The organism is Kribbella sp. VKM Ac-2569 (genome assembly GCF_004216905.1).
In the GTDB taxonomy this organism is placed as follows: Bacteria; Actinomycetota; Actinomycetes; order Propionibacteriales; family Kribbellaceae; genus Kribbella.
Genome location: NZ_SGXJ01000001.1, coordinates 159,745 through 176,338 on the forward strand (window position 1 = coordinate 159,745; position 16,594 = coordinate 176,338).

At 68.7% G+C, this 16,594-nt stretch carries 16 protein-coding genes; 4 read left to right on the forward strand and 12 right to left on the reverse strand.

The features are described from left to right. Positions 1 to 4: 4 nt before the first annotated feature. From EV649_RS00735 to EV649_RS00745, 3 genes are read right to left on the reverse strand one after another with little or no spacing between them, the layout of a single operon-like run. On the reverse strand, positions 5 to 982 hold the full coding sequence (locus EV649_RS00735) for a DUF3500 domain-containing protein (RefSeq protein WP_130379444.1): 978 nt from the start codon (positions 980 to 982) through the stop codon (positions 5 to 7). Between the two features lie 36 nt (positions 983 to 1,018). Next, positions 1,019 to 1,699: a phosphoglycerate mutase family protein gene (locus EV649_RS00740; RefSeq protein WP_130379446.1), complete on the reverse strand. Its 681-nt coding sequence runs from the start codon at positions 1,697 to 1,699 to the stop codon at positions 1,019 to 1,021. Beyond that, positions 1,690 to 2,619 (reverse strand): cobalamin biosynthesis protein, encoded by a 930-nt coding sequence (locus tag EV649_RS00745; protein ID WP_198682250.1) that lies wholly within the window; start codon positions 2,617 to 2,619, stop codon positions 1,690 to 1,692. The genes EV649_RS00740 and EV649_RS00745 overlap by 10 nt, the downstream gene beginning before the upstream one ends. A 44-nt stretch (positions 2,620 to 2,663) precedes the next feature. Here EV649_RS00745 and EV649_RS00750 point away from each other — a divergent pair, with 44 nt between their 5' ends. From EV649_RS00750 to EV649_RS00760, 3 genes are read left to right on the forward strand one after another with little or no spacing between them, the layout of a single operon-like run. Then, positions 2,664 to 3,491 (forward strand): serine hydrolase, encoded by an 828-nt coding sequence (locus tag EV649_RS00750; RefSeq protein ID WP_130379450.1) that lies wholly within the window; start codon positions 2,664 to 2,666, stop codon positions 3,489 to 3,491. Further along, positions 3,488 to 4,552 carry a dipeptide epimerase gene (locus EV649_RS00755; protein WP_130379452.1) on the forward strand — a complete coding sequence of 355 codons (1,065 nt, stop codon included), beginning with the start codon at positions 3,488 to 3,490 and terminating at the stop codon, positions 4,550 to 4,552. The genes EV649_RS00750 and EV649_RS00755 overlap by 4 nt, the downstream gene beginning before the upstream one ends. Continuing rightward, entirely contained in the window at positions 4,549 to 5,415 is an 867-nt protein-coding gene (locus EV649_RS00760) for an NlpC/P60 family protein (protein ID WP_130379454.1), read from the forward strand. The genes EV649_RS00755 and EV649_RS00760 overlap by 4 nt, the downstream gene beginning before the upstream one ends. A 53-nt stretch (positions 5,416 to 5,468) precedes the next feature. Here the strand turns inward: EV649_RS00760 and EV649_RS00765 are convergent, their stop codons facing one another. Then, positions 5,469 to 6,500 carry a TerC family protein gene (locus EV649_RS00765; RefSeq protein WP_130379456.1) on the reverse strand — a complete coding sequence of 344 codons (1,032 nt, stop codon included), beginning with the start codon at positions 6,498 to 6,500 and terminating at the stop codon, positions 5,469 to 5,471. Between the two features lie 258 nt (positions 6,501 to 6,758). Further along, entirely contained in the window at positions 6,759 to 7,115 is a 357-nt protein-coding gene (locus EV649_RS00770; protein ID WP_198682251.1) for an MmcQ/YjbR family DNA-binding protein, read from the reverse strand. Positions 7,116 to 7,187: 72 nt separating this feature from the next. On the opposite strand from EV649_RS00770, the gene EV649_RS00775 reads away from it, so the two are divergent. Continuing rightward, the gene (locus tag EV649_RS00775; protein WP_130379458.1) at positions 7,188 to 8,075 is read left to right on the forward strand and encodes a carbon-nitrogen hydrolase family protein; all 888 of its coding nucleotides are present in this window, start codon (positions 7,188 to 7,190) and stop codon (positions 8,073 to 8,075) included. 24 nt (positions 8,076 to 8,099) lie between these two features. Here EV649_RS00775 and uvrB read toward each other — a convergent pair whose 3' ends face one another. The 7 genes from uvrB to EV649_RS00810 form a co-directional block, all read right to left on the reverse strand. Next, a complete protein-coding gene (uvrB, locus tag EV649_RS00780) occupies positions 8,100 to 10,205 on the reverse strand; it encodes an excinuclease ABC subunit UvrB (protein WP_130379460.1) in 2,106 nt (701 codons plus the stop codon). Positions 10,206 to 10,252: 47 nt separating this feature from the next. Then, a complete protein-coding gene (locus EV649_RS00785; RefSeq protein WP_130379462.1) occupies positions 10,253 to 11,089 on the reverse strand; it encodes a hypothetical protein in 837 nt (278 codons plus the stop codon). A 31-nt stretch (positions 11,090 to 11,120) separates the two neighbouring features. After that, the gene (locus EV649_RS00790; protein ID WP_130379464.1) at positions 11,121 to 12,068 is read right to left on the reverse strand and encodes a hypothetical protein; all 948 of its coding nucleotides are present in this window, start codon (positions 12,066 to 12,068) and stop codon (positions 11,121 to 11,123) included. Then, complete coding sequence (locus EV649_RS00795) at positions 12,065 to 13,114, reverse strand: PT domain-containing protein (protein WP_130379466.1); 1,050 nt, start codon at positions 13,112 to 13,114, stop codon at positions 12,065 to 12,067. The genes EV649_RS00790 and EV649_RS00795 overlap by 4 nt, the downstream gene beginning before the upstream one ends. Then, positions 13,111 to 14,247, reverse strand: a complete 1,137-nt coding sequence (locus tag EV649_RS00800; protein WP_241997632.1) for a PrsW family glutamic-type intramembrane protease — start codon at positions 14,245 to 14,247, stop codon at positions 13,111 to 13,113. The genes EV649_RS00795 and EV649_RS00800 overlap by 4 nt, the downstream gene beginning before the upstream one ends. Positions 14,248 to 14,451: 204 nt before the next feature. Then, positions 14,452 to 15,069 (reverse strand): dephospho-CoA kinase, encoded by a 618-nt coding sequence (coaE, locus tag EV649_RS00805; RefSeq protein ID WP_130379470.1) that lies wholly within the window; start codon positions 15,067 to 15,069, stop codon positions 14,452 to 14,454. Positions 15,070 to 15,209: 140 nt separating this feature from the next. Continuing rightward, positions 15,210 to 16,586: a vanadium-dependent haloperoxidase gene (locus EV649_RS00810; protein WP_130379472.1), complete on the reverse strand. Its 1,377-nt coding sequence runs from the start codon at positions 16,584 to 16,586 to the stop codon at positions 15,210 to 15,212. Positions 16,587 to 16,594 lie beyond the last annotated feature (8 nt).

Here is a 16,594-nt window from a genome sequence, read left to right on the forward strand (position 1 = left end):
TCACTCAGCGGTGCATCGCGTAGTGGGCTGCCAGGAGGTCGGTGGCCCAGTCGTTGCGGAGGTCTCGCCAGACCGAATGGATGTGATTGGCGTTGTCCTGGGTGTTGTCGTACTCGGCGAGGAAGGTGGGGCCGGCGATCGAGTAGTAGTGGCGGTGACCGACGCCCTGCTGGGTCTCGCCGGCCCAGGCGAACGTCAGACGCTCGATCCCCTGCTCGGTGATGTCCCGCCATGTCTGCAACCCGATCGGCCCGGCGGCGCGGCCGACGTACTGACCGATGAGAAGGCTCAGGAGCTGGCGCTGGTCCTCGGTCATGTCGCCGTACGCCAGGCCGCGGTGCAGGAGCGACGCGTCGGCGACCGGGTCGTGGCGGGTGAGGATGTCGTCGGGCGCGGCGTCCGAGACCAGTGCAACGTCGAGCTGAGCCGGCTCGAGCGCGTGCAGGAGTTGGAAGCCGAGGTCCTGCTCGGCCACCAGGAACCGCCGCCCGGCGTGCGGCCCGGACAGGACCTCCGCCGGATTCGACCCGAAGAACTGCGGGGTGAACGAGATCGCCCCGTCCACCAGCGTCACGTGCAGTGCCAGATGGTGACCGTTGAGCCGCCAGGCCCACGGCTCGGTCCCGGCGGGGTCGCCGAGCACGCGGAGGTAGTAGCGGTCGCCGACCGTCGAGCCCGTCCATCCCCCGATCTCCGCGACCTCCATCGGGTCGCCGAGACCGCGGACGATGATCTCGGCCGCCATCACGGCGCGGAAATCGGCCAGACCGCGCTTGCTGTAGACGAGCTCGAGCAGGCGGACGACGAGGGCCTCCTGCGCCGCCGACAGCTCGGTCAGCGCCAGGCCCGGAACAGCACCGGGCAGGTAGGTCCAGGTCTGGTGATCGGGTGTGTTGAACGGCGCCGTGATCTTCTTCAGCTGCTCCGGCGTCAGCGCGGCCAGCAGGTCCTGGGTTGCCGCGCGGATCTGGTCCACCACCATGCGATCACTCCCGTCGAGTAGCCCTCGCCCAGGACCCTACAACCAGGCCGACCGTTCGCGTTCTGTTGGTTCGTAGGGTGTCCACTGGTCGAACGGGCGGTCCAGCTTGTAGCGGAAGTCCGGTTGCCGCATCAGAACTCGGGTTTCCGCGTTGGCCGGGTTCCGCAGCGACTCGAAGAACCGTACCGACCAGTGGAACCAGCGCATGCAGAACAGCCGCATCGTGAGTCCATGCGACACGAGCAGCACGTTGCGTGGCGCATCCGGTTTCTCGAAGTCGCGGTGCATGGTCTCCAGGAACGTCGACACCCGGTCGTACACGTCCGAACCCGACTCGCCATGCGTGAACCGGTAGAAGAAGTGCCCGAACGAGTCGCGCAACTGCTCCTGCCGCTCGATGTCCGCGGTGTCCTGGAGGTTGGCCCAGTCCTGCTCCCGTAGCCGCGGCTCTTCCCGCGGTACGCCGATCAGGTCGTCCAGCCCGAGCGAGTCCAGCGTCTGACGGGCCCGCAGGTACGGCGACACGTACGCGCGGACCGGCTCGTTCTCGAACAGCTCCCGCAGCTCCCGCCCCGCCTTGGCCGCCTGTTCGTGTCCGAGCGCCGTCAGCGGGACCGCGTGGTCGGGGGTGCGTTCGTAGATCGTCTTGTCCAGGTTCGCCTCGGACTCGCCGTGCCGGATCAACGCGATCCGCATCGGCCGATGACTCAGCCCCATGGCTTCCCCCTCGATAACACTGCGACGATCGCCGCGACGCCGGTCGCTGCCATCCCGACCCGCCGTGCGAGTGCCGCCGTACGCCGGACATCGGCGACCGTCGGCGCCGGACCGTCGCCCAGCGTGCCGCGATCCTCCGCGTAGGTCCCGTAGCTGTTCGTCCCGCCGAGGGTCAGCCCGAGCGCCCCAGCGAACGCGGCCTCGACCGGCCCGGCGTTCGGACTCGGATGCTTCGGCGCATCCCGCCGCCAGACCCGCGTCGTCTCCTGCACCCGACCTACCGCGAGTCCGGTCAGCAACGCGCACACCCGCGCCGGCAACAGGTTCAGTACGTCGTCCAACCGCGCAGACGCCCACCCGAAGTTCAGGTACTTCGGCGACTTGTAGCCGACCATCGCATCGAGCGTGTTCGCCGCGCGGTACGCGAGCAGACCTGGGACGCCGAGGACCCCGCCCCAGAGCAGTGGCGCGACGCACGCGTCCGACGTGTTCTCGGCGATCGACTCGACCGTCGCACGGGCCAGCTCGTCGGCCTCGAGGTCGGTCGCGTCGCGAGCACACAGATGGCTGAGCCGGTCGCGGGCCGCCGGGATGTCCTTCTCCTCCAGCAAGGCGGCCATCGTTTCGGCCTCGCGGTCGAGGCTGCGGGCGCCGAGAACGGTCCACGTCGCGGCCGCGGTGACTGCGGTGTGGAGGATCGAATGCCGACGGGTGAGCCGCTCGGCTGCGAGGCCCAGAACCGTTGTGCCGCCGACGAGAACGGCGGTGTGGACGGTGCCGTTGAGGCGCGAATCGGCGTACAGGCGCTTCTCGAGACGGGTGGCGGTCTGGCCGAAGCCGGCGACCGGGTGGAAGCGGCGGGGATCGCCGACGAGCCGGTCGGCGGCGAAGCCGATGAGAAGACCGATTGCCCGTGACACCCTCGGCAGTCTGCCAGGTCCCAGGCTGTGATTGGGTGAGCGGCATGGGAATCGCGGAGCTGCTGCGGCAGGTCGACGGGGCCGGTGAGTTCGGGGTCTGGCTGGGCCGGTTGGACGGTACGCCGGTGTTCGTGCACGAGGCAGAGCGGACGCATTACTCCGCGAGCACGATGAAGCTGCCGGTGGCGATGGCGATGATGCACAAGGTCGAGGCGGGTGAACTGGCGCTGTTCCAGCCGGTGGCCGTGCACAACGACTTCGAGTCCGCGGCAGGCGGCCGGTTCGGCGTGAACCCGGACGAGGACGAGGCGCCGAAGACCTGGAAACAGCTCGGCAAGAAGGCGCCGCTCAACTGGCTGGCGACGGAGATGATCACCCGGTCCAGCAACCTGGCGACCGACCTGGTGCTCGAGCAGGTCGGGATCGCGGCCGCTCATGCCGCCCTGGCCGACGCGACGCTGCCCAGCTCGCCCGCGCCGGAGTCCAGAATCCAGCGCGGCATCGACGACGTCCCCGCGGCCCGCGCCGGGATCAGCAACCTGATGAGCCCGGCCGGCCTCGCCGGCGTCCTCGTCGCGGTAGGCAACCAGCAGGGCGAGTACGGCGAGTACCTGCGCGAACTGCTGGCCGCCAACCAGTGGAACGGCGAGATCCCCGCGCTGCTGCCGAAAGGGACCCGCGTCGAACACAAGAACGGCTGGGACACCCGGATCCGGCACGACGGCGGCATCGTCCGCCCGAAGGACGCCGACCCGTTCGTGCTCGTCGTGTGTACGACGTCCGACCTGCCGGACACCGAGGCGCAGCAGCTGATCGCGTCGATCGCGCTCGAGGCCTGGAACCACCGGCACAACCTGGAGGCAGTGCGGTGAAGCTCACCACCCACTTGGTCTCGGCACCGCTGCACACCCCGTTCGTCACCGCGCTGCGTACGGCGACCCACGTCGAGTCGCTCCTGGTCGAGGTGAGCGACGGCGAGCACAGCGGCTGGGGCGAGGCGCCGCAGGTCTGGAAGGTGACCGGTGACTCGCTCGCCGGCTCGCAGGCTTGTATCGAAGGCCCGATCACCACTGCGCTCGACGGCCTCGGCCCGGACGATCTCACCGAGGCGCTGCGTCGCGTGCAGGGCGCGGCGGTCGGCAACTTCGGGGCGAAGGACGCCGTCGACGTGGCGCTGCATGACCTCGCGGCGCGGCGGCGCGAGCAGACGTTGCACGGGTTCCTCGGGTCGACGACCGACGTGGTCCGGACGGACGTGACGCTGTCGGTCGGCGACGCGGACGCGTTGGCCGACGCCGGGAAGGCACGGGTTGCGGACGGGTTCGACGTACTCAAGATCAAGGTCGGCACCGACGCGGCCGGCGACATCGAACGCGTCCGCCGGGTCCGGGACGCGATCGGGCCCGCGCCGCGGCTGCGCCTGGACGCCAACCAGGGCTGGACGCGTCGCGACGCGGTGACGGTGATCCGCGCGCTCGAGGACGCCGGCTGCGCGATCGAGCTCGTCGAGCAGCCGGTCGCCGCGGCCGACCTCGATGGCATGGCCTGGGTGACCGACCGGGTCGGTACGCCGATTCTCGCCGACGAGTCCGTGTACGGCGTCCGCGATCTGGTGGCGGTGATCCGGCACGGCGCGGCCGACCTGGTGAACGTGAAGCTCGCGAAGTGCGGCGGGCTGGCGCCGGCGCGGACGCTCCTCGAACTCGCCCGCGAGCACGGCCTCGGCGCGATCGTCGGCTGCATGATGGAGAGCCACGTCGGCGTCGGCGCGGCGGCCGCACTGGTCTCGGCGTACCCGACGACGGCGGTCAACGACCTGGACGCCGCCTGGTGGCTCCGCGAGGCGCCCGTGACCGGCGGGATCCGGTACGACGGCTCGCTGATCCACCTGCCTTCTGCTCCGGGACTGGGCGTGACAGGCTTGACCGTATGAAGTTAGCCGCCGCCAAGGTCCCGATCAGTACGGTCTGGACTTCACCGGACGCGCCGCGCGACATCGACGCGCCGGCCACCGCCGCACAACCCGACGTGGCCGCGTGGGCCAAGTCGATGGACACCGAGACCCGGCTCGGCCTGCACGGCCGGACCCTGACCCAGCTGCTGTTCGCCGAGCCCGTCCTGGTGCGCTCGGAGCGAGACGGCTGGTCCGAGGTGCTCGCGCCGTGGCAGCCGTCGTCCCAGGACGAGCTCGGGTACCCGGGCTGGGTCCCGTCGAGTCACCTGGGGGAGCTGCCGCAGAGCGCGTCGGATCCGGTCGCAATCGCTGTACCGGCGGCCTCGTTGCTCGCCGAGCCTGGTGGCCGGCCAGTAGCGGAGCTGTCGTTCGGGACGGTGCTGGCCTCCGACGAGCACGCCGACGGGCACACGCGGGTGGCGACACCCGACAGCGGATCGGGCTGGCTTCCGGACGCCGTACTGCGGTCCGTGTCCGAGCCGTCCGATGCCGACGAGCGGCTGCGTCTCGGCGAGCAGTTCCTCGGGCTGGAGTACCTGTGGGGCGGTACGTCGGCGTACGGGCTGGACTGCTCCGGGCTGATCCACACCGTCAGCCGGGTGCTCGGGCTGCGGACGCCCCGGGACGCGCACGACCAGGCGGACACGCTGCCGAACATCCCGATCGACGACGCGCGGCCGGGCGACCTGTACTTCTTCGCGCGGGCCGGGAAGCTGGTGCACCACGTCGGGTTCGTGTCCCCGGCGGGGATGCTGCACGCGTCCGAGACCGGCAAGCGGCTGGAGAACGAGGCGCTCACCGACGACCGCCGGGCGACGCTGGTCACTGCCGCGCGCTTCTGAACAGACAAATCGCCCCGGACCGCGACTGTGCGGTCCGGGGCGATCTGTTGTGTTCAGGACTCCTTGTGGTTCAGCTCCGGCTCCGAGGGCTCGACCTGGTCGACCGGCTCGTCCGCCTTCATCGTGCGGGACTTGCGCAGGCTCAGGATCGTGGTGATGCCCAGCGTCACGATGATGAAGCCGAGCGAGAACCAGATCGGGATCTCCGGGGCCCACTCGATGTGGTGACCGCCGTTGATGAACGGCAGCTCGTTCACGTGCATCGCGTGCAGCACCAGCTTCACGCCGATGAACGCGAGCACCACCGACAGGCCGAGCGACAGGTACACCAGGCGGCGGAGCAGGTCACCGAGCAGGAAGTACAGCTGCCGCAGGCCCATCAGCGCGAACACGTTCGCGGTGAAGACCAGGAACGGCTCCTGCGTCAGGCCGTAGATCGCCGGGATCGAGTCGAGCGCGAACAGCAGGTCGGTGGTGCCGAGCGCGATGATCACGATCGCCATCGGGGTGACGAACCGCCGACCGTTCTTCTTCAGCGTCAGCTTGACGCCGTTGTACTCGTCGGTGGCGTTCAGCCGCCGCTTCGCGAACCGGATGACCGCGTTCTCCTTGTAGTCATCGTCGTCGTTCTCGCCCTGCTTCGCGAGGTGGATCGCGGTGTAGACCAGGAACGCGCCGAAGATGTAGAAGATCCACGAGAACTGGTTGATCGCGGCCGCGCCGACCGCGATGAAGATGCCGCGGAACACCAGCGCCAGGATGATGCCGACCAGCAGCGCTGTTTGCTGGTACTTCCTCGGTACGCCGAACCTGGACATGATGATCAAGAAGATGAACAGGTTGTCGACGCTCAGGCTGTACTCGGTGAGCCAGCCGGCGAAGAACTCCCCGGCGTACTGCCCGCCGGAGAACCACCAGACCCCGAGACCGAAGACGACCGCGAGTCCGACGTAGAACGCGATCGCGGTGGCCGATTCGCGGGTGCTCGGCTCGTGCGGGCGGCGGCCGATGACGAAGACGTCGAAGGCCAGCAGCGCCAGCAGCAGGCCGACGGTGATGTACCAGACATAGTCAGCAACGTGCATAGAATCCTCCGGAGCTCAGACGAAAAATCGACTCCGAAGGTCTCTTCCGCGTCACTCAGAGTGACGCCGAGGGCACCGGGTTCGGGACGAGCCCTGACCGTGATGACGATGCCGCCGCAAAAGGAATACTCCCCTTCTCAAGGACCATTCTGACGGCTCGGTGTCCAAGACTCCAAATCCAGGACGCCGTGTCCGCCTGTCGAAATCATCACAGGCCCGTCAGGGAATAGTCGCAGCCCGTAACCTATTGGCAGCCGATCAATCGCCGGCCGTCGGTCGTTGCCGCTTCGGCAGCTTCCCCACCACGGTCTCGTACGACGCGTCGATCAGCTCCAGCACCTCGTCGTCCGGCACCGCTCCCCCGAGCCGCACCGTGTTCCACCCCGCGCGCCCGATGTACGCCATCTTGCTGACGTCGTCAGGGTACGTATCCACCAGCTCGTCGGCTTCCTCCCGATTCGCCCCGCACTTCAACCCCACCGAACCACCCCCGAGAAACGCGAAGATCTTCGGCCCCACCTTCGCCACCACGTCCCCGTCCCACGGCTCATCCTGCCAAGCCCCCGCCTTCCCCAAGCAGTACTCGAGTACGTCCCCGTCACTCAGCTGCCCCATCTCGTCCCTCCTGCCCAACCGACCCTGACAGGCAGACTAGACCGCGGGGTGGACAGAACTACGCTGCTCGGCATGGGTTCTGTTGTGGTGGCTGCTGTGCAGGCTGGGGCCGTGCTGTTCGACACGCCTGCGACCGTGGTGAAGGCTGAGCGGTGGATCCGCGAGGCGGCGTCGAGTGGGGCGCGGCTGGTGGTGTTGCCGGAGGCGTTTCTGGGCGGCTATCCGAAGGGGTACGACTTCGGGATCACCGTCGGATCACGCTCGCCGGAAGGTCGCGACCTGTTCCGCCGGTACCGGGAGGCCGCCGTCGAACTGGACGGGCCGGAGATCGCGCGGCTGGCCGAGCTCGCGACGGAGCTCGACGTACACCTCGTCGCCGGTGTGATCGAACGGGACGGCGGGACGCTGTACTGCACGGCAGTGTTCATCGAACCGCGCGACGGGCTGGTCGCCCACCACCGCAAGTTGATGCCGACTGCGGCCGAGCGATACCTGTGGGGTCAGGGCGACGGCTCGACAATGCCCGCGGTCCGGACGGACGTCGGGGTGCTGGGCGCCGCGATCTGCTGGGAGAACTACATGCCGCTCTTCCGGCAGTCCATGTACGCCAAGGGCGTGCAGATCTGGTGCGCGCCGACGGTCGACGACCGTGAGCAGTGGCAAGCGACCATGCGGCACATCGCGCTCGAAGGCCGCTGCTTCGTGATCAGCGCGAACCAGTACCTGACCCAGGACGGCACCGTGCTGATCAACGGCGGCAGCACGATCATCTCGCCGCTGGGCGAGATCCTCGCCGGACCGCTGCGCGACGGCGAGGGCATCCTGCTCGCGGAGGTCGACCTCGCCGAGCTCGATCGCGGGTACTTCGACTTCGACTCGGTCGGTCATTACGCCCGGCCGGACATCTTCACCCTGACCGTGGACGAGTCGCCGCGCAACACCGTCGTACGCCGGAGCTGACCAGCAGCCCCGGCGTACTGAGAGCTATTTCGCGCCGGCGTTGGTCATCTGGCGGAGCTCCTTCTTCAGTTCGGAGATCTCGTCGCGGTAGCGGGCGGCGACCTCGAACTGGAGCTCGGCGGCGGCGTTGTGCATCTGGTCGGTCAGCTGCTGGATCAGGTCGGCCAGGTCGGACGACGGGAGCCCGCCGGCCAGTTCCTTCGCCTTCTCGCCGGCCTTCGCCTTGCCTCCACCCGGGACCGGCGCCTTGCCGCGCGACTGGGTGCGGCCGGAGCCGAGCAGCTCGGCAGTATCCGCGTCCTCGCGGGCCAGCATGTCGGTGATGTCGGCGATCTTCTTCCGCAGCGGCTGCGGGTCGACCCCCTGCTCCACGTTGTACGCGATCTGTTTCGCGCGCCGCCGGTTGGTCTCGTCGATCGCCTGCTCCATCGACGGGGTGATCTTGTCCGCGTACATGAACACCTGGCCGGAGACGTTTCGGGCGGCGCGGCCGATCGTCTGGATCAGCGAACGGCCCGACCGCAGGAAGCCTTCCTTGTCGGCGTCCAGGATCGCGACCAGCGACACCTCGGGCAGGTCCAGACCCTCACGGAGCAGGTTGATCCCGACGAGGACGTCGTACTCCCCCATCCGCAGCTCGCGCAGCAGCTCGACCCGGCGGAGCGTGTCGACCTCGCTGTGCAGATACCTGGTCCGGATCCCCATCTCGAGCAGGTAATCGGTCAGGTCCTCGGACATCTTCTTGGTGAGCGTGGTGACCAGGACCCGCTCGTCGCGCTCGACCCGGAGCCGGATCTCGTGGATCAGGTCGTCGATCTGGCCCTTGGTCGGCTTCACGATCACCTCGGGGTCGACCAGACCGGTCGGCCGGATGAGCTGCTCGACGTACCCGTCGGACTTGTCCTGCTCGTACTGCCCCGGGGTCGCGGACAGGTACACGGTCTGGCCGATCCGCTCCAGGAACTCCTCCCAGCGCAGCGGCCGGTTGTCCATCGCCGACGGCAGCCGGAAGCCGTGCTCGACCAGGGTCCGCTTCCGGGACATGTCCCCTTCGTACATCCCGCCGATCTGCGGGACGGTCACGTGCGACTCGTCGATGACCAGCACGAAGTCCTCGGGGAAGTAGTCCAGCAGACAGTGCGGCGCCGTACCGGCCTCGCGCCCGTCGGTGTGCCGCGAGTAGTTCTCGATCCCGGAACACGTCCCGATCTGCCGCATCATCTCGATGTCGTACGTCGTACGCATCCGGAGCCGCTGCGCCTCCAGCAGCTGCCCGCCGCGCTCGAGCTCGGCCAGCCGCTCCTCCAGCTCGGCCTCGATCGAGGTGATCGCACGCTCCATCCGCTCCGGCGCGGTCACGTAGTGCGTGGCGGCACCGATGTAGACCTCGTCCTCCTCGCTGATCACCTCACCGGTCAGCGGGTGCAGCGTCATCACCCGCTCGATCTCGTCACCGAAGAACTCCACCCGGACGGCGAGCTCCTGGTACACCGGGAAGACCTCGAGCGTGTCGCCGCGGACCCGGAACGTGCCGCGGGTCCCGGCCAGGTCGTTGCGCGCATACTGCACGCCGACCAGCTTGCGGAGCAGGCCGTCGCGGTCCATCTCGGTGCCGACCTTCACATGGATCATGCGGTTCAGGTACTCGTCGGCGGAGCCCAGGCCGTAGATACAGGAGACGGTCGCGACCACGATCACGTCACGGCGGGTCAGCAGCGACCAGGTCGCGGAGTGCCGCAGCCGCTCGACCTCCTCGTTGATCGAGGAGTCCTTCTCGATGTAGGTGTCCGTCTGCGGGACATACGCCTCGGGCTGGTAGTAGTCGTAGTACGACACGAAGTACTCGACGGCGTTGGCGGGGAAGAACTGCCGCAACTCGTTCGCGAACTGGGCGGCGAGCGTCTTGTTCGGCTGCAGGATCAGCATCGGGCGCTGGACCTTCTCGGCCAGCCAGGCGATCGTCGCGGTCTTACCCGTACCGGTGGCGCCCAGCAGCACCACGTCCTGCTCGCCGGCGTTGATCCGCCGCTCGAGGTCCGCGATCGCGGCCGGCTGGTCACCCGCCGGATCGAAGTCCGACACCACCTTCAGCGGGGCGACCATACGCTGGAGATCCGAGACCTGTCTCATGCCCTCCACCGTACGGTCCCGCGCCGACAGTTTCTAAGAACCGCAGGTCAGAAGCTTTTGACCACGCTGTTGTTCATGTAGATCAGCTCGTTGACGCGGCGCGTGTAGACGCGGGTCTCAAGGGCCGCGTCGGTGGCGGTGGTGCGGTCGAACTGATCCTGGTAGGCGGTCACGAAGCCCTGCATCGCGACCTTCTTGCCGTTCTTCGCGACCCAGTTGCCGGTGTAGAACACCGCGTAGCAGGCCTTGATGTTCGGATTCGCCGGCTTGCAGGTGGTGCCCTTGCCGATCCGGACGCCCTCCATGCCGTTCGACTCGATGTCGACCAGGTGCTCGGCGAAGCCCTTCGCGTCGTACAACTCGGTCTGACGGACCCAGTAGTACCCGTCGATCAGCCCGCGCGCGTTGAACTGCTGCAGGATGTAGTTCTTCCCGCTCCTGGACTTGTCCCAGTCCGGCAGCCAGCCCTTGGACGGCGTGAACCAGATTCCCCAGCCGACCTGGACCCCGACGTCGTTCGGGCCCTTGGAGTCGTTCGGGGTCGGCGTCGGAGACGGCGTGTACATCGTGCGGCCGGTCGGCTCCGGCGACGACTGCGTGGACGGCTTGTCGTCCTTGCCGTTCACCATCAGCACGACGCCGACCGCGACCAGCAGCACCGCCACGATCGCGCCGGCCATGATGATCCACGGCGTCCGGTTCGACTTCTGCGGATGGCTCGGCCGACCCGGACCCGGACCCCAGCCGCCGCCGAAGCCACCACCGGCGGCGCCGCCGGGTTGCGCGGGCGGTCCCTGCTGCTGACCCTGCTGCGGCCCGGTGCCCCAACCGCCGGGAGCGGGTGCCGGCGGCGGGCCCGGCGGTGGACCGTACTGCTGACTCATAGTTGTTCCTCGCGGTAGTTCTGGGGATCCGTCACAGACTGTCGATCACGGACTTCTTCATGATCGCGGCGTCCGCGTCGGCCTTCTGGGCGAAGTCGACCCGGGTCCGGAAGTCCAGCGCGGTGACCACGTTGTCCTTGCGCCGGTACACCTCGACGGAGCCCTTCACCTTGACGTCCTCGCCGTTCATCTTGGCTGTGGAGGTGTAGTCGATCGCGACGCACTCCACCAAGACGTCCTTCGGGCACGGCAGGTTCCGTACGTTGCCGAGCTGCGCGACCTCGTTCTCGGTCTCGCCCTCGACGATCCCGAGCAGGTAGGCGTTCGCGGTCACGTTCTGCTTCTGCCGGACCCAGAAGAACGCCCTCGCCTCGGCGTTCGGGCCTGGCGTGATGCCCGGCGGGTAGATCGCGACCTGTTTGCCGAGCTTCTCCCAGGTGACCGCGGCCCAGCCCTGGGCCGGGACGAGCGAGACGCCGAACCCGACCGGGAGCGCGTTCGGCGGCGGCTGGTACGACGATGCCGGCGCGGTCGGCGTACCGGCCGGCGGGCTCGGCGACTGGCCCGGGTCGGCCTTCTTGTCACCGCCGGACAGCGCCACCAGCACGACCGCGACCAGCGCGACCACGAGCAGGCCGGCGCCGATCGGGATCAGCAGCGGCGGGACGGAGAAACCCTTCTTCTCCGGCGGCGGGCGGCGCAACGACGGCGGACCGACCTTGTCGCCCCACGCCGACGAGGTCTGCGTCGCCGGACCAGAACCAGATCCAGGACCGGACCCAGGACCAGACCCCGGGCCGGGTCCAGGACCCGGTCCGGGCGCGCCGCCGTCACCCCAGGGCGACGGCGGTGGCGTCACCTCGAGGTCCCACGGCGACGGCGGGAGCTGGTCCTCCGGCTCGTCGGTCTCGTCCGGGTCCGGTCCGGTCTGGTTGACCCAGGGGTTACCGCCGGTCCCCTTGTCTCGCTTTCCGCTCACTGACTCTGCAGCACCGACTTCAGCATGGCCGTGGTGTCCGGGTCGAGCGTCGAGAGCTTGTCCTTGCGCCCGTACGCCCTGGCGACGGTGAACACCCCGTCCTCCCGCTCCACCACGGCGACGAACCCGACGACCGCGAGGCTGCCGCTCTGGCTGCTCTGCATACCGGAGTACGACTGGGTGAGCAGGGTCTTGACCGGGGTCTTGTCTTCCGGACCCGGTGTCGTCGTCTTGACCTGACCGGTCTTGACCGAGGACAGGCTCTTGGTGTCGGTCTTGAGGACCTGGGGCAGCAGCGCCGCTGCGCTGGCACCCGACACCTTCGCGGCCTGGACCATGAAGACACCCTCGCCCTGCTTGACCAGGACGACGCCCTTGAACCCGTCGACGCTCTTGCGGATGTATCCCGTCTGCGGCTTCACGTAGACGCCCTCGGCGACCTCGATGCCCTCGTCGCCGCCGTTCGGCTCCGTGGTCGGCTCCGTGGTCGGCGAGCCGGTGGGCTCGGCAGTCGGCTCACCGGTGGGCTCGCCTGTCGGTTCGCTCGTGGGTTCGCCTGTGGGTTCGCCGGTCGGCTGCGACGTCGTCGGGGTCGGAGTCGGGTCGGCCTGCTCGTCGTCGCCGCCCTTGAAGACCAGGGCGAGCACGACGCCGATGATCGCCACGACGGCGAACGCACCGCCGGCGATCATCAGGGTCTTGCCGCTGCCGCCACCGCCACTACGCGGAGGCTGGTTCCACTGCTGCTGGCCGCCGTACTGCGGCTGCTGCCCGGGGAAGCCCTGCTGCTGGCCGGGATACCCCTGCTGCTGGCCCGGGTAGCCCTGCTGCGGCTGCTGGCCAGGAAACGCCTGCGGTTGCCCCTGCTGCGGGTACGGCGGCTGCTGGCCGTACCCCGGCTGCTGCGGCTGTCCATAGCCAGGCTGCTGACCCGGCTGCTGCGGCTGACCTGGCTGCTGGCCGTACCCGGGCTGCTGCCCGTAGCCAGGCTGCTGACCGGGCTGCTGCCCCGGCTGGCCACCGTACGGCGGCTGCTGGTTGCTCATGCTTGCGTCTCCCCAGTCGTCGCTTCGTACCCACTGGCGCCCGTCGCGGCTGTCACCCCGCGGGCGGACTTCGGTACGGATCGCACCGAGTTGCCGCACGCCGAGCAGAAGTCCGAGTGCGGGAGCAGCGGCATCTCACAGCGCGAGCAGAACGCCAGATCGCCGGACGCGTGGTTGGAACCACCCCGGGCGGCCGACTCCAGCGCAGCCTCCAGGAGGCCCTTGTGGAGCACGGTCCGGACCCGGATGATCAGCGCGCCGAGCAGCAACAGACCCCAGACGACGCCGAGGATCGCGCCGATCGTCGAGCCGCGACCGCCGACGAAGCCGAGCAGGTAGATGCCGCCCTGGAACAGCGCGTTCACCGCCATCGCCTGCAGCAGGCCGCCGACCCAGCGCGGCGTGAAACCGTCGTACTTCTCGCCGAGGCCGGAGAACTCCGCGCCGGCGAGGCCGGTCGCCGAGCCGTACACCAGCGGCTTGATGAAGCCGTGCAGCACGACGATCGAGATCCAGGTCCCGGCGCTGCTGCCCGGACCGGCGAAGCCGCCGCTGATCCAGCCCCAGTGCAGCACCAGCGTCTCGAAGCACGCGTAGCCGACACCGGCGACCACACCGAAGGTGAAGCCGTCCATCAGGTCGTCGTACCGCGGCCGCGATGCGAGGTAGAGCGGGCCGATCTGCCGGATCAGCTCCGACACGACCGGCACCAGGAGGAGCACGATCAGCAGGTCCCGCAAGGACGGCCCGGAGCGGTTCTCGCCGATCGTGGCGATCGACAGCCCCACCTTGTCCGACCAGATCCAGGTGAACAGCGCCGCGAGTACGCCGGTCAGCACGAAGGCCGCGGCGACCACCGGGATCGGCTCGTCCTCCCAGAGGTTCACGTCGTACAAGTAGATGATGTAGACGATCGGGATCGCGAAGGCCGCGATCATGATCGCCACCGGCAGCGCGCCGAGGGCGGCTGTCACCACGGTCAGCAGCAGGGCGATGCCGAGCGCGACCTTGTAGGTGTACGGCTGTGTGCCGGACCCCTGCGGCATGATCGTCGAAACCAGTTTGAACGAGGCCACGGCCTCGTCGGGCCTGGCGGCGTACGCGTTCTTCCGCTCGGAGTCCCCGGTGCGCATGTCGTTGCCACAGTGATGGCAGAAGTGCGACACCTCGGGGACGTCAGAGCTGCAGCGCGGGCAAACCACGCCTTCCTCCCAACGTCGGACGTCCGGACCGGCACGGGGTGCGCCGACCGTGTCCGGCCCTGGGGCATGCCTCGGGCCGAACCGGGACAGATTCTCGTACAGGCGGTCCCGGATGCATCATTTCCCGCGCAAGGGTCACCTTTTCGTGTCCGGACCGTGGCCTTGGCGGTGTTCGAGTGTGTCCCACACCTCGTCCAGGCGGCGATCCAGGTCGGCCAGGCTTCCGGAGTTGCCGACCACGACGTCCGCGGCCGCGAGCCGGTCGTCCCGCGACGCCTGGCTGGCGATCCGTTGTTTCGCTTCCTCGTCAGTCATTCCACGCTGCGCGGTCAGGCGCTGCACCTGGACCTCCACCGGTACGTCGACCACCAGTACTACGTCGAACCGGTCGGCCTGACCGGTCTCGACCAGCAGCGGGATGTCGTGCACCACGATTGCGTCCGCCGCCGCACCGGCCTCGATCTCGGCCGCCCGCGCCCGGACCCGGGGATGGATGATCGCCTCCAGCTTCCGCCGGGCGGTCTCGTCGCCGAACACGATCTTCCCGAGCGCCGGCCGGTCCAGCTCGCCGTCGGCCGTCAGTACGCCGGGACCGAACGCATCGACGACCTCCGCGAGACCGTCGGTCCCCCGCGCGACCACCTCCCGCGCGAGCACATCGGAGTCGATCACCACGGCACCCCGCTCGGCCAGCCGCGACGACACCGCACTCTTCCCGGCACCGATCCCGCCAGTCAGTCCCACTCTCAGCACCGTCGCAGCCTACCGACCCGGTTCGGGCAGCAGTTGAGCCGTCCGGGCCGGACAATCGGAGGGCAGGCAACCGAGGAGCACGGCGTGCTCACCCGCAAGCAGCCTCCCGCACCCGGTAAGGGCGCGGGAGGCCGGTCCGGCTAGTGGCGTGGTTGCAGGTAGTTGCGGACGACCAGCTGACCGATCTTCGTTCCGTGTTCCTCGCCTTCGGTCGTGGCGTGCTTGAAATGGAACCCGACCATGACTCGTGAGCGGGCGTTCTCGGCAGATGCCTGCGAGAACCTGGTGAAGTGACGCATCACCGGGTTGGCGTCGGTACAGGTACTACCGGGCAACACGGTGAAGCTGCACAGCGAGAAGTCCATCCGGTCGGTCTTGAAGAACCCTCGGAGTACGGCGGCCGCCGCGCCGCCCTCGACGCTGTGGCCGGAGTCGTGCTCGGGGACCGGCGGTGTGGTCACCAGCGGGGTCCAGGTCGGATCCTGCGCAGTGGCGTCGTTGCCGTCCGTCGCGCCCAGCTGAATCGCGGTCACCGGCCGCCAGAACAGCAGCTCGTACTTCACGGCGAAGGTCGCGATGTAGCCGTCGGTCAGGGCCAGATCGAGCAGACCGAACAGGCGTGCACTCTGCCAGAGATCCAGGTGCCGGCCGGTGGCCAACTGACGGGCAAGCCGGTTCCACAGCAACGGCGAGCTCTCCACCCAGAACCTGGCCATCTCGGTCTCGTCGGCGGTCCGGGCACTAGGCGTGGTCACGCCGTCGCCGCCCAGACGTTTCACCTCGTTGTAGTCGGCGGCGTACTCGGCCGAGTCGAGCGCGAACGGCGGTGCCACCGGGAACTGCTCGACGGACCGGAGCGCGAAGGGTTGCACCTCTCCCCACGTGGGGGCGAAGGCGAACGGCGTACCAGGAGTGAACCGGTACTCGCCGGGATTGACGCCTTGCGGGAAGTCGGAGCCGATCAGCGGCACCTCGGAGGCTCCATCGTCCGCACGCCTGGCGAGGATGGTGTACGCCGACTTCTTGCCGAGGGCGACACCGGCCAGCTTCGCCGTACTGTCCGGAATCGCTGCCAGTTCCGAGGTGTAGGCCGTCTCGACACCGGTGATAGCGGCGCTCGTGTCGGTGAACGGTGGCGTGAGGTCCGTCAGCGCGCCGACCAACGCTGTCCTCGCGGCAGCAGCGACGGCGGCCTCCGGGGACGCACCCCGCGCACGACCGTGGAACGCATAGGCCTGTGAGCGCGGTTGAATGGCGTTCAGCGCGTCGTGGATGGCGATGTGCATCATCGCGTACATGCGCGACTCGTGCAGCGGATTGTCGGTCGGTGCGAGATGAGTCGCCAGTGCGGCGGTCGCTGCGGTGGCGTTCCACCTGACCACCGCGTTGTCACTGGTCGCGGCCGGGCCGCTCGGTGCAGCGTCCGCGGCTCCGTTGGCCGGTGTGAGCAGCGCGAGCAGCAGAATCGCTCCGACCGCAATTCTGGCGCGGGACAGGACAATGCGTTTTCTGGCCACGACAGGGC